At 53.2% G+C, this 12,606-nt stretch carries 10 protein-coding genes and 1 pseudogene; 4 read left to right on the plus strand and 7 right to left on the minus strand.

Annotated elements, in window-relative coordinates; all coding sequences use genetic code 11:
* Window positions 1-42: 42 nt before the first annotated feature.
* The 3 genes from rsmJ to J4685_RS12895 form a co-directional block, all read right to left on the minus strand.
* Complete coding sequence (gene rsmJ / locus J4685_RS12885; protein WP_001165127.1) at window positions 43-801, minus strand: 16S rRNA (guanine(1516)-N(2))-methyltransferase RsmJ; 759 nt, start codon at window positions 799-801, stop codon at window positions 43-45.
* Between the two features lie 6 nt (window positions 802-807).
* On the minus strand, window positions 808-2,850 hold the full coding sequence (prlC, locus tag J4685_RS12890; protein WP_000184174.1) for an oligopeptidase A: 2,043 nt from the start codon (window positions 2,848-2,850) through the stop codon (window positions 808-810).
* A gap of 162 nt (window positions 2,851-3,012) precedes the next feature.
* A complete protein-coding gene (locus J4685_RS12895) occupies window positions 3,013-3,666 on the minus strand; it encodes a lipoprotein (RefSeq protein ID WP_000469191.1) in 654 nt (217 codons plus the stop codon).
* 277 nt (window positions 3,667-3,943) lie between these two features.
* Between J4685_RS12895 and J4685_RS12900 the strand changes: the two genes are divergently transcribed.
* The 3 genes from J4685_RS12900 (at window position 3,944) to gorA (ending at window position 6,807) form a co-directional block, all read left to right on the plus strand.
* Window positions 3,944-4,387: a hypothetical protein gene (locus tag J4685_RS12900; RefSeq protein ID WP_000209571.1), complete on the plus strand. Its 444-nt coding sequence runs from the start codon at window positions 3,944-3,946 to the stop codon at window positions 4,385-4,387.
* 120 nt (window positions 4,388-4,507) lie between these two features.
* The gene (locus J4685_RS12905; RefSeq protein WP_000954237.1) at window positions 4,508-5,350 is read left to right on the plus strand and encodes a 23S rRNA (adenine(2030)-N(6))-methyltransferase RlmJ; all 843 of its coding nucleotides are present in this window, start codon (window positions 4,508-4,510) and stop codon (window positions 5,348-5,350) included.
* Between the two features lie 104 nt (window positions 5,351-5,454).
* Window positions 5,455-6,807, plus strand: coding sequence for a glutathione-disulfide reductase (gorA, locus tag J4685_RS12910; RefSeq protein ID WP_000160779.1), 1,353 nt, complete (start codon window positions 5,455-5,457; stop codon window positions 6,805-6,807).
* 46 nt (window positions 6,808-6,853) lie between these two features.
* On the opposite strand, the pseudogene J4685_RS12915 reads toward gorA, so the two are convergent.
* The 3 genes and pseudogenes from J4685_RS12915 to J4685_RS12925 all read right to left on the minus strand — a co-directional run.
* Window positions 6,854-7,184 (minus strand): annotated as a pseudogene (locus J4685_RS12915) (asparaginase domain-containing protein); the annotation flags it as partial.
* Window positions 7,117-7,971, minus strand: a complete 855-nt coding sequence (locus J4685_RS12920; protein ID WP_010989272.1) for an SIS domain-containing protein — start codon at window positions 7,969-7,971, stop codon at window positions 7,117-7,119. The gene J4685_RS12920 and the pseudogene J4685_RS12915, both read right to left, overlap by 68 nt.
* 175 nt (window positions 7,972-8,146) lie before the next feature.
* Window positions 8,147-8,866 carry a GntR family transcriptional regulator gene (locus tag J4685_RS12925; RefSeq protein ID WP_000572570.1) on the minus strand — a complete coding sequence of 240 codons (720 nt, stop codon included), beginning with the start codon at window positions 8,864-8,866 and terminating at the stop codon, window positions 8,147-8,149.
* A gap of 325 nt (window positions 8,867-9,191) precedes the next feature.
* Between J4685_RS12925 and J4685_RS12930 the strand changes: the two genes are divergently transcribed.
* Window positions 9,192-10,841, plus strand: coding sequence for an alpha,alpha-trehalase (locus tag J4685_RS12930; protein ID WP_000934258.1), 1,650 nt, complete (start codon window positions 9,192-9,194; stop codon window positions 10,839-10,841).
* A gap of 12 nt (window positions 10,842-10,853) precedes the next feature.
* Here J4685_RS12930 and J4685_RS12935 read toward each other — a convergent pair whose 3' ends face one another.
* Entirely contained in the window at window positions 10,854-12,443 is a 1,590-nt protein-coding gene (locus tag J4685_RS12935) for an STY4199 family HEPN domain-containing protein (protein ID WP_000185002.1), read from the minus strand.
* Between the last annotated feature and the right edge of the window lie 163 nt (window positions 12,444-12,606).

Consider the following 12,606-nt stretch of genomic DNA (forward strand, 5'->3'; position numbering starts at 1 on the left):
AGAATCGTAGGCCCGATAAGCGTAGCGCCATCGGGCAATCCGTTACTCCGTCAGAGGGGTTCCGGCATAAATATCAAACCGATGCCCTTTGGTGACGATGGCGTTGGGCGTCGCGACATCCGCCAGCGGCGGCGCATAATCGGGACGTTTGACCACCACGCGTTTGGTCGCCAACTGACGCGCCGGTTCCAGCAGTCCGTCGGCGTCGAGATCCGGCCCCACCAGCGACTGAAACACCCGCATCTCTTTCTTCACCAGCGCGCTTTTCTGCCGGTGAGGAAACATCGGATCGAGGTAGACCACCTGCGGGCGCGGCGTGATATCGGTTAACGCCGTCAGGCTGGAAGCATGAATCAACTGCAAACGCTCCTGAAGCCAGCCGCCAATGTCCGCATCGGCGTAGCCGCGCGTCAGGCCGTCGTCGAGCAACGCGGCGACCACCGGATTACGCTCCAGCATCCGCACGCGGCAACCGACGGACGCCAGCACAAACGCATCGCGCCCCAGTCCGGCCGTGGCATCAACCACATCCGGCAGGTAATCGCCTTTGATACCGACGGCTTTCGCCACCGCTTCGCCGCGCCCGCCGCCGAACTTGCGCCGGTGCGCCATCGCGCCGCCGACAAAATCGACAAAAATGCCGCCGAGCTTCGGTTCGTCGCGCTTGCGCAGCTCCAGATGTTGCGGCGTCAATACCAGCGCCATCGGGTTGTCTTCGTCATGCTCCAGTCCCCAGCGGGCAGCCAGAACAGATAAGGCGCCGTCTGTGGCGCCCGTTTCATCCATTAAGCAGATTTGCACGTAAAATCAGCCTTTAATCCCGTAATGCTCCAGCATCGCGTCCAGCTGTGGTTCACGGCCACGGAAGCGTTTAAAGAGTTCCATCGGCTCTTCAGAACCACCGCGAGTCAGGATGTTATCAAGGAACGACTGACCGGTCTCACGGTTGAAAATGCCTTCCTCCTCAAAGCGGGAATAAGCGTCCGCCGCCAGTACGTCGGCCCACAGATAGCTGTAGTAGCCTGCCGCATAGCCGCCAGCAAAGATATGGCTGAACGCATGTGGGAAACGGCCCCATGTCGGTGACGGCACCACGGCGACCTGTTTTTTAATTTCAAAGAGCGTCTCAAGAATTTTCGCTCCTTGCTGCGGGTTAAATTCCGCATGCAGACGGAAATCAAACAGACCGAACTCCAGCTGACGCAGAATAAACAGCGCCGCCTGATAGTTTTTCGCCGCCAGCATTTTATCCAGCAGTTCCTTCGGCAGCGGTTCGCCGGTCTCATAGTGGCCGGAGATAAACGCCAGCGCTTCTGGCTCCCAGCACCAGTTTTCCATAAACTGACTTGGCAGTTCGACCGCATCCCACGGCACGCCGCTGATACCGGAGACCCCGGCGGTCTCAATGCGGGTCAGCATATGATGCAGGCCATGACCAAACTCGTGGAACAGGGTGATCACTTCGTCATGGGTAAACAGAGCGGGTTTACCGTTCACCGGACGGTTGAAATTACAGGTCAGATAAGCGACCGGCTTTTGCAATGTGCCATCCGCTTTACGCATCTGGCCGACACAGTCGTCCATCCACGCCCCGCCGCGTTTGTGTTCGCGCGCGTACAGGTCAAGGTAGAAGCTGCCGCGCAGCTCGTTATTTTCGTCATACAGTTCGAAGAAACGCACCTCCGGGTGCCAGACATCAACATCAGTACGCTCTTTGGCGGTGATGCCGTAAATACGTTTCACCACTTCAAACAGGCCGTTCACGGCTTTGTTTTCCGGGAAGTACGGGCGTAGCTGCTCATCGCTGATGCTGTACAGGTGCTGTTTTTGCTTTTCACTGTAGTACGCGATATCCCATGGTTGCAGTTCCTCAACGCCAAATTCGGCTTTGGCGAAGGCGCGCAGCTGGGCCAGCTCTTTTTCCCCCTGCGGACGGGCGCGTTTCGCCAGATCGGTTAAGAAATCGAGCACCTGCTGCGGATTTTCCGCCATCTTGGTGGCCAGTGACTCATGGGCATAATTTTCGAAGCCCAGCAGTTGCGCCAGTTCATGGCGCAGCGCAAGAATTTCTTCCATCACCGGGCTGTTATCCCACTTACCGGCGTTCGGCCCCTGGTCGGAGGCACGAGTGGAATAGGCGCGATACATCTCTTCACGCAACGCCTGGTTGTCGCAGTAGGTCATCACTGGCAGATAGCTCGGGATATCCAGAGTCAGCAGGTAACCTTCCTGCTCTTTGGCTTCCGCCAGGGCTTTAGCGGCGGCGAGCGCGCTTTCCGGCATTCCCGCCAGCTCGGCTTCGTCGGTGATGAGCTTCGTCCAGCCCATGGTGGCATCGAGCACATTATTGCTGTACTGGTTGCCCAGCTCAGACAGGCGGGTGGCAATTTCACCGTAACGCTGCTGTTTCTCTTTCGGCAGGCCGATGCCGGACAGTTCAAAATCACGCAGCGCGTTATCAACCGCTTTCTTCTGCGCGGTATTCAGAGTGGCGTAATGATCGCCATCGCGCAGGTCGCGGTACGCGTTGTACAGTCCTTCATGTTGCCCAACCCAGGTGCTGTATTCCGACAGCAGCGGTAACGTCTGTTCGTAGGCTTCACGCAGCTCCGGGCTATTTTTCACCGAGTTTAAGTGGCTAATTGGCGAGAAAATACGCCCCAGAACATCGTCGGCTTCCGCCAACGGCTGGCAGAGGTTTTCCCAGCTATACGGCGCGCCATGCGCCACAACGCCTTCTACCGCCGCCCGGCAATCGGCCAACGCTTTGGTGACCGCAGGCACCACATGCTCCGGTTTAATTGCAGAAAAAGGCGGCAGTGAAAAAGACGTTAGTAATGGATTGGTCATATGCGCAGTCCTGGTCTAAAAAAGAAATGAAGCGCTCTATCGCGCTTTCGCTATGGATCTAGAATGGGGGATAGTTGGGGGAATTTCAATGATGGTGGGCGCTCATTTCACCCGTGCAGCAACGCCAGCATCCGAACGTAGGCATTGCTGCTGAATCCAATTTTAACGACTGAAGATCAGTAGCTGTAGCGGCATAGTGACAATATCCAGCGCCAAAGTTACCGGCAGCAACACTCTGCCAAATTTTGCCCCGGACATACTGCGCTGATACTGATAGAACTCAACGGTGAAAGGATGATAGAACGATAGCTGCTGCGTAACGCTCTGCTCTTTATTTTTCTGATGGATAGTCCCTTTCAGGTCCATGACGGATAGCGTGCAATTTACCGCGCCGTCTGCACAAATAAACCCGTAGCCTACCGCCGCCAGTTTATCTTTCTCGTCCACCCAGGCGTAAGTCACATTGACTTCACCCGTAAACTCCTTCTTATCTGTATCAATCAGGAATTTAACACCATCCTTTACTCGCATTTTATCCCGGCGAATAGTCGCATCTTTTAACAGCGCCACCACATTATCGCCGCCCTGGGTCAACAGGTAGTCAAAATGTTCGCCAACAAACACCCAGCCCGTTTTCCCGTTGCTATCTTTACCTAAGGAAAGCGCGGTAACGGTATCCGATTTCCAGGTAGACTGATGACGATTGCCATCTTTATCGGTGGCAAGTATCAGCCCAAATGAAAGACAGCCCGACAGCGAACAGCAAACCAGTAATAAAAACAACGTGCGAACGACACATTTTCCATAATGGAACATCAATGAATCCTTTCTTTTCTATTATTAGCGCTATCGTTTTAATCAAATAAACAAGGTAAAACCAGCACTATCATCATAATAAAAACGATTTCAGAATAAGACCCGACAGGGGTAAGTCGGTGGACGCGTCGCGGCATGATTAGCGTTAAATTCAGATAGGCTTTTCATGGGTGTTTTTCTGAAAACAGGGCCGTGACATCAATCGCTGTCATTTTTGCGCAAACTGCCCATGTATAATATTCTCAACTTTTTCGTTTCTGGAATACAAGGATTGTATATGACCACGTTATTACAGGTTATTGTACTGATATTTATTGTTTTCTTTATTTTCCCTGGGCGAAAAATTTTCCGTCGGAGTAAGCATCTGCAAGATGGCCGTAAATTAATTTCATCTTCTTCGCTGATGCTGCGAAAATTTGGCAGTTCTCGCGGCTATAACGCGGATTACTACTTTGACATGCAGTACCTCTATGAGGTCGCGGACGGTATCACCACCGCGATACCACTCACCAGCATTATTGAGGCGAAACCGGGAACAACGAGAGTCAGTGGTCGTTCAGTCTGGTCAGTCGACTGGATAACAGCGGAAGGGCAAAGAAAACAGACGCGCTTCCTTCATAACTACACCCTATTCAATCGAAATTTTGCCACCTTCCTTAAGACCGTGAAACAGGCCAATCCAGACGCCTGCATCACTTCGTTGACGTTATTTACGCTCTGACGCCACAGCCTACTTGTTTTTCCTCCTGGCCAACGGCGATAAAAGCGCAAGAGCGGTAATCTCTACGGATCTGCGGTAAACTATCGGCTAACTTGTTTACTTCCCGGAATATCTGCATCCATGCTCAGTTATCGTCACAGCTTTCACGCTGGCAACCACGCCGACGTCCTTAAACATACCGTTCAGAGCCTGATCATCGAGTCGCTAAAAGAGAAAGAAAAACCGTTTCTCTATCTGGACACGCACGCGGGCGCGGGGCGTTATCAGTTGGGCAGCGAACATGCTGAACGTACCGGAGAGTATCTGGAAGGCATCGCCCGTATCTGGCAGCAGGACGATCTGCCCGCCGAACTGGAACCGTATATTAGCGTCGTAAAACATTTCAACCGCAGCGGGCAGTTACGCTACTATCCGGGCTCCCCGTTAATCGCCCGCCAGTTGCTGCGTGAGCAGGACAGTCTGCAACTCACGGAATTGCATCCCAGCGACTTCCCACTGTTGCGCGCGGAGTTTCAAAAAGACAACCGCGCCCGCGTGGAACGCGCTGACGGCTATCAGCAACTGAAAGCCAAATTGCCGCCGGTTTCCCGCCGCGGTCTGATTCTCATTGACCCGCCTTATGAAATGAAAACCGATTACCAGGCGGTAGTCAGCGGCATCAGCGAGGGTTATAAACGTTTCGCCACCGGTACATACGCGCTATGGTATCCGGTGGTACTCCGCCAGCAAATTAAGCGCATGATTCATGAGCTGGAGGCCACCGGCATCCGTAAAATCCTGCAAATTGAGCTGGCGATCCGCCCGGACAGCGATCAGCGCGGGATGACGGCGTCCAGTATGATCGTGGTTAACCCGCCGTGGAAACTGGAGCAGCAGATGAACAACGTGCTACCGTGGCTGCACAGTAGGTTGGCGCCAAACGGTCACGGACACACTTCGGTAAGCTGGATCGTGCCGGAGTAATCACAGCCATCGGTGGAACCTTTCACCTTCAGGTATACAATCGCGAATATTTTGGCGGGTAGCGCAGAATCTATCCGTCCGACAACGAACATAAAGGAGCGGTCATGACCAAACACTATGATTACATCGCTATCGGCGGCGGCAGCGGCGGTATCGCCTCGATTAACCGCGCCGCTATGTACGGCCAGAAATGCGCGCTCATCGAAGCCAAAGAGCTGGGCGGCACCTGTGTTAACGTGGGCTGCGTGCCGAAGAAAGTGATGTGGCATGCCGCGCAGATTCGTGAAGCGATTCATCTGTATGGCCCGGACTACGGTTTTGACACCACGATTAATCAGTTCGACTGGAGCAAGCTGATTGCCAGCCGTACCGCGTATATTGACCGCATCCATACTTCATACGACAACGTGCTGGGCAAAAATAACGTGGATGTGATTAAAGGCTTTGCCCGCTTTGTCGATGCCAAAACCATTGAAGTGAACGGCGAAACCATCACCGCCGACCATATTTTGATCGCTACCGGCGGCCGTCCGAGCCATCCGAGCATTCCAGGCGTGGAATACGGCATTGATTCCGACGGTTTCTTTGCGCTATCTGCCTTGCCGGAGCGCGTCGCGGTGGTAGGCGCAGGTTATATCGCCGTTGAACTGGCTGGCGTTATCAACGCGCTGGGGGCGAAAACGCATCTGTTTGTCCGTAAACATGCGCCGCTGCGCAGTTTTGACCCGATGATTAGCGAAACGCTGGTTGAGGTGATGAACGCCGAAGGCCCGCAACTGCATACTCACGCCGTGCCGAAAGCGGTGGTGAAAAACGCCGACGGCAGTCTGACTCTGGAACTGGAAGATGGCCGCAGTGAAACCGTTGATTGCCTGATCTGGGCCATTGGTCGCGAACCGTCGACCGACAATATTAATCTGGCGGCAGCGGGCGTGAAAACCAATGAAAAAGGTTACATCATCGTTGATAAATGGCAGAACACGAACGTAGAAGGCATTTACGCCGTTGGCGACAATACTGGCGCGATAGAACTAACGCCAGTCGCCGTCGCCGCCGGTCGCCGTCTCTCCGAGCGCCTGTTTAACAACAAGCCGGACGAGCATCTGGACTACAGCAACATCCCGACCGTGGTCTTTAGCCATCCGCCTATCGGCACTGTCGGGTTAAGCGAGCCGCAGGCGCGCGAGCAGTACGGCGACGAGCAGGTGAAAGTCTATAAATCATCGTTTACCGCTATGTATACCGCGGTGACGACGCACCGCCAGCCGTGCCGTATGAAGCTGGTCTGCGTCGGGCCGGAAGAAAAAATTGTGGGTATCCACGGTATCGGCTTCGGCATGGATGAAATGTTGCAGGGCTTCGCAGTGGCGCTGAAGATGGGCGCTACCAAGAAAGACTTCGATAATACCGTCGCTATTCACCCGACCGCATCGGAAGAGTTTGTGACCATGCGTTAATATCTTGTGCGCCCATCTTCGAGGGTGGGCGCACAGGCCTTCATGATTAATACGTACTGAAATAACTCTGGATCAGTTCCGGATTACGCGTCTGAGTTAATGCCGTCATCAGTAACACCCGCGCCTTCGCCGGGTTGAGCGAGTCAGACACCAGCCCTGGCTGTCCTTGCGCCATCGGCGCTGATTGCCGACGCGGGCCGCATTGCAGCGGTAAACACCACCGGTTTGTCGCTTTTCACGGTCAAATTAAGAAAGTAGGCGGTTTCATCGAGCGTGTCAGTGCCATGAGTAATGACCACACCGTCAACATCATCCCGCGCCAATAACGCATTCACCTTCTGTGAAAGTTTCAGGATAATATCGCTGGCCATATTTTTTCAGGAAGTTTAACGCGCGTTCATCCACCGCCCGCGTATTGCCCTCGGAAAACTGGAAGAAGAAAGGCGTATTCGCATCGGTAATTTCAAAGGGCCCGTGGAAAAACTCACCGCTATGAATACAGGCGGAATGTATCCATTGCATTTCCATAAAGATACAGATGCTCTGTAGGTAGGCTGCGCCATAGCCCGCGCCGCTGGCGACGGTGTAAATGACTTTATCGTCTTTATATTCCTGCGCGAACGCCTGCGCACGCTCCGCTACCTGCTCGCAAGCGCGCCAGACGATACGGTTGATTTTGCTGACGCCATCCTGAAAATCGTCGTAGTGCGCATACCCTTCCGTCTGCTGGAGCAGTTCGACCGCACTCAGCAGGCCTTTCATCGTTTTCTCTCCGGCAATATCTTTACCGTCGCCAAACGTGTACGTTTCCACATAGTCGCAATGCGCCACCAACGGTGAATCCATTATCCAGGTTAAACCAATGACCGGCGCGCCGTGCTGACGGGCGATTTCAGCCGCTTTAATTGTCTCTGGCGTATTACCTTTGTGGGAGGCGACAACCACAACGGCATTTTCTCCCAGCGCTACCGGCGGGTTGTTAATAAATTCTCCGCTGTTATACAGACCGACAGTCAACGCTTTCGCTTCTTTTTCTAAAAATGCTTTCGCCGGATAGAACGCCGCATAAGAACCGCCGCACGCCACGTAATAGACGTGTTTAACGCCTCCTTTCTCTGCCTGGCTGGTCACAATATTGCTAACTGTCTCTTTCATACCCATCATGCTTTCCTCTGGTTCCATCAATGATACAGGCGAGGATTCGCCATAAATGACTCATAATGTATTATTATTTTTATATGATATTTAAAGACATTTGATCAAGATGGAAACCAAAAAAAATCGGGATCCGCGATCTGGATCCCGATTCAGCCTGCTCTTCGTTAGCGTAATGCTGACATCATACGGTAAACCGTATTTTATCGCCGACAATCAACTGTTGCGAAACGCAGGAGAGTTCTCCTTTGTTATCAATCATTTCACTTTTTATCAGGATCAGCGGATAACCCTCGTTGACGCCAAGATAATGGGCGACTTCAAAGCTGGCATAAACCAGTTCGATCATCTTACGGGAGTGGGTAAACCATAAATGGTATTTCTCGCGTAAGCATTCATACAAAGAGTGATTATTAAGATCTTCGTCCAGCAAAAACGCAAAACGTGGGGGAAGATGTACGGTTTCCAGCGATACCGCCACATCGTCGGCATAGCGGATACGTTCAATGACGACCGCTTTTTCGCCATCGTTCATATTCAGTAACGCTTTTGTCTCATCGTCTACCGATTCAAAAACGGATTTGATGGTGCGTGACCCCGGGCGACGTCCCTGGGACTGGCATAACTCGCTGAAACTCATGATGCCGGTCATGCTACGCTGAAATTTCTCACCAGAAACAAAGGTGCCTTTGCCGGAGACACGGGTCAGCAAATTTTCACGCGTCAGCGCATCCAGCGCCTTACGGACCGTGACCCTGCTCACCTGCCAGCGCACGCTCAGTTCATTTTCCGTCGGGATCTGCTGGCCTGGTTTATACTCTCCACGCGCAATAGCCTCTTTTAAGGCGTCTTCAAGCTGCTTATAAAGCGGTTTGGCACTTTTACTGTCGGGTTGCTCGATCATTTGTATCCATTTGTATTATCATGGTGCCATAGCTTGTATTATAACTATTTACGTTACCTTTGTTTGTGAATCCACGCCATGTGGTGACGTAGTGATACCACTATGAAACGAATGTTCTGATTTTAGGTCTGAGGGAGGCGTCATGAAAATAGGATTTTCGCAATACTATTCAGTAAGTTATGAAGTGTTTTTTTTGAGAGATAAATTGCAAAATGTGATCTACCGCACACTTTGCCACTCAGGTATCGAAGCGAATGTCTACGCTTAATAGACAGCCGGGCAACACCCGTATCTTTTACGACGCAAGCCGGAGGTCCTTGTCATTATGCTCAACCAGAAATTAAACCCCACGCCTTCTGAAGATCTGACTATTGATGTCGATCTGCTTTATGAAACAGACCCGTGCGAGTTAAAGCTGGATGAAATGATCGAGGCGGAACCGGAGCCGGAGATGATCGAGGGGCTTCCCGCCTCTGACGCCCTGACCCCTGCCGATCGGTATCTCGAACTGTTCGAGCATGTACAGTCAACAAAACTGTTTCCAGACAGTAAAACGTTCCCGGACTGCGCGCCGAAGATGGACCCGCTTGATATCCTGATCCGCTACCGTAAGGTCAGACGCCACCGTGATTTTGACTTACGCCGCTTCGTCGAGAACCATTTCTGGCTACCGGAAACCTTATCCAGCGAGTATGTCTCTAACCCCGAAAACTCGCTCAAAGAACATATTGACCAGCTTTGGCCGATACTGACGCGCGAACCGCAGGATCATATTCCGTGGTCTTCGCTGCTGGCGCTGCCGCAATCCTATATCGTGCCGGGAGGCCGTTTTAGCGAAACCTATTATTGGGACTCTTATTTTACCATGCTGGGTCTGGCGGAAAGCGGGCGCGAAGACTTACTTAAATGTATGGCGGATAATTTCGCCTGGATGATTGAAAACTATGGTCATATTCCCAACGGCAACCGCACCTATTATCTGAGCCGCTCGCAGCCGCCGGTTTTCGCCCTGATGGTTGAACTGTTCGAAGAAGATGGCGTGCGCGGCGCGCGGCGTTATCTCGACCATCTCAAAATGGAATACGCCTTCTGGATGGACGGCGCCGAATCGCTGGCGCTCAACCAGGCTTATCGCCACGTTGTGCGGATGCCGGACGGTTCCCTGCTGAACCGCTACTGGGACGATCGCGACACGCCGCGCGACGAGTCCTGGCTGGAAGATGTCGAAACCGCAAAACATTCCGGTCGTCCGCCCAATGAAGTCTACCGGGATTTGCGCGCCGGGGCGGCGTCCGGCTGGGACTATTCTTCACGCTGGCTACGCGATGCGGGCCGGCTTGCCAGCATACGTACAACTCAGTTTATCCCTATCGATTTGAACGCTTTTCTGTATAAACTGGAGAGCGCTATCGCCAATATTTCAGCGCTGAAAGGCGAACGTGACACCGAGGCGCTATTTCGCCAGAAAGCCAGCGATCGACGCGCCGCCGTGAACCATTATTTGTGGGATGATGAAAACGGCTGTTATCGGGACTATGACTGGCGACGCGAAGAAATGGCGCTCTTTTCCGCCGCCAGTATCGTGCCGCTGTATGTCGGTATGGCGAACCATGAGCAGGCCGACCGTCTGGCAAATGTAGTACGCAGCCGTCTGTTAACGCCCGGCGGGATTATGGCGACCGAATACGAAACCGGCGAACAGTGGGATAAACCGAACGGCTGGGCGCCGCTGCAATGGATGGCGATTCAGGGCTTCAAACGGTATGGCGACGATATGCAGGGCGATGAAATCGCCCATAACTGGTTAAAAACGGTGAACCATTTTTATCAGGAGCACCATAAACTGATCGAGAAATACCATATTTCCGGCGGTACGCCCCGCGAAGGCGGCGGGGGCGAGTATCCGCTACAGGATGGGTTCGGCTGGACCAATGGCGTGGTGCGCCGCCTGATTGGCCTTTACGGAGAGCCTTAACCTGCTCCGGGCTCAGTGAATCGCATCATAAATGGCTGACTGAATTTTCAGCCATTTTTTATTGTCTGCGCTGGGCCGGGCCTGAGCGCGCAGCCGGGCCTGCTCCGTATCGTACTGCTGGCGCGTCACAACAGCCGGAACGGTGCAAAACGTTTGCAAATAGGTTTTATGCATCGCGGTCAGCGGCGCGCCGCTCGACATGTCATGACTTAACGTTGTGATAAATCGTCGGCAGGGTTTGACCTCATCCATCAGCGCGGGATAACGCAACAACAGTTGCAGCACCTCGGTATGTCCTGCCGCAAACGCCTGCTCCGTCCACGCGAGCTGCCAGTTCATTCCGCCCTGGAGGAACAGCGCCGTCACCCGCGTATCATTGCGCTCTATCGCCGCCCGCATGGTAAACGCATCCCAGGTAATCCCCATATGATTGAGCGTTTCCCGCGCGGAAGGCGCCTCGCGCGGCGGTTCATCCTGCGCCATTGCGGGAGCTTGCCCGTTATCGGAGCCTGGCGACAACGAACTAAATAGCCAGAACGCGCCCGCCAGTATCGCCAGCGTCATGACGCCAACCGCGCCCCACAAAGCGCCGGAAATAAGTTGCTCACACTCTTCAGGCGTACGCGGAGGCCGCTTACGCGGTGGTTCTATGCTCTCGCTAATCTCATGCTTATCTCCCCCGGCCTGCCGATCTTTAAGCCGCGCGGTTTCCCAGAACTGGCGCAATTCACGTTCATCCGCCAGCAGAAACGAAGCGGGATTCACGCGGGTACGTTTTTCGGCATAGGCGCGCTGGATGGGCCGAACGATTTGCTGATACTGAACGTTTAGCAGCATAAGCTGCGCTGAGGTGAGCGGCTGCCTGGCGATAACCTCGTTTCGCGCGAGGCGGCAATCATCCAGAAACATACGCAGAGTGGTGCGCGACTCGGCGAACAGCGTTAACGCTGAGGCGTCATTAAAAATTCTGACGTAATGACGGGCAAACAATTTTTTATCAACCACCATAAGCGCCAGTTCGCTGAACAACATGCCTTCCAGCGCATGTTGATCTTCTCCCTGTTTTAACCACTGGCGCAAACGGTCCGGGCCAAAATGTTGCTTGAGGTAGTGATTCAGCGACGCCCGATCCGGCCATGCGCGCGCAATAAGCGCTTTTAACGTCAGTTCTATCGCCCGAAGCTGACGCTGCGCCTCAAGATGCGCCTCCTGGTCGGGGTCTTCCAGCTCAGTTTGATACGTCAGTAGCGGCTGCTGCTGACGTAGATGTTCCAGCGAGGTGACAAAACGCAACGCGGCAAGGAGTTGATTTTCGCTCACCTCTTGCCCGCTGTCATACTGGGGAACATGCTGCTGAAGATGACGCAGTTGCAGCATAAACTGGCTCAACTGCGCGTCATTTATCCGCAATTTTTTCGCCACCGCGCCCCAACCGCCCAGGTTAAGACGCGCCTGCTCAAGTTGTTCCATGAACCACCGGGGCTCTTTTCCCTCTGTGGTATGAATACCCAGCAGCAGCAGGATTTCTATTGATGCCTGGCGGATAATCCCCAGGCTATGTTCAAAAGGCGCGCGTGTCGCCTGCGAAGCGCTATTCGTCATTATCTTCCCTAAAAAGACGATCCCGCGACGAGATCTTCGTTTTCTTTTAATTATGTTTTTTCATAGATATAACAGATTTAGCCACATTTCAGTGACTTAATCTTAATGATTGCAAATTTATAAGAAGATCGGTTACTAACCGAAAACATCAGTTTTTCATTCT

This window comes from Salmonella sp. 32100201201700099SM, from assembly GCF_017572645.1.
In the GTDB taxonomy this organism is placed as follows: Bacteria; Pseudomonadota; Gammaproteobacteria; order Enterobacterales; family Enterobacteriaceae; genus Salmonella; species Salmonella enterica.

What these genes read in the sequence shown, in the direction of transcription:
- prlC (WP_000184174.1), bottom strand. Translation starts at nt 2,850, where the DNA reads ATGACCAATCCATTACTAACGTCTTTTTCACTGCCGCCTTTTTCTGCA.
- J4685_RS12935 (WP_000185002.1), bottom strand. Translation starts at nt 12,443, where the DNA reads ATGACGAATAGCGCTTCGCAGGCGACACGCGCGCCTTTTGAACATAGC.
- J4685_RS12930 (WP_000934258.1), top strand. Translation starts at nt 9,192, where the DNA reads ATGCTCAACCAGAAATTAAACCCCACGCCTTCTGAAGATCTGACTATT.
- gorA (WP_000160779.1), top strand. Translation starts at nt 5,455, where the DNA reads ATGACCAAACACTATGATTACATCGCTATCGGCGGCGGCAGCGGCGGT.
- J4685_RS12920 (WP_010989272.1), bottom strand. Translation starts at nt 7,971, where the DNA reads ATGATGGGTATGAAAGAGACAGTTAGCAATATTGTGACCAGCCAGGCA.
- J4685_RS12895 (WP_000469191.1), bottom strand. Translation starts at nt 3,666, where the DNA reads ATGTTCCATTATGGAAAATGTGTCGTTCGCACGTTGTTTTTATTACTG.
- J4685_RS12900 (WP_000209571.1), top strand. Translation starts at nt 3,944, where the DNA reads ATGACCACGTTATTACAGGTTATTGTACTGATATTTATTGTTTTCTTT.
- J4685_RS12905 (WP_000954237.1), top strand. Translation starts at nt 4,508, where the DNA reads ATGCTCAGTTATCGTCACAGCTTTCACGCTGGCAACCACGCCGACGTC.
- J4685_RS12925 (WP_000572570.1), bottom strand. Translation starts at nt 8,866, where the DNA reads ATGATCGAGCAACCCGACAGTAAAAGTGCCAAACCGCTTTATAAGCAG.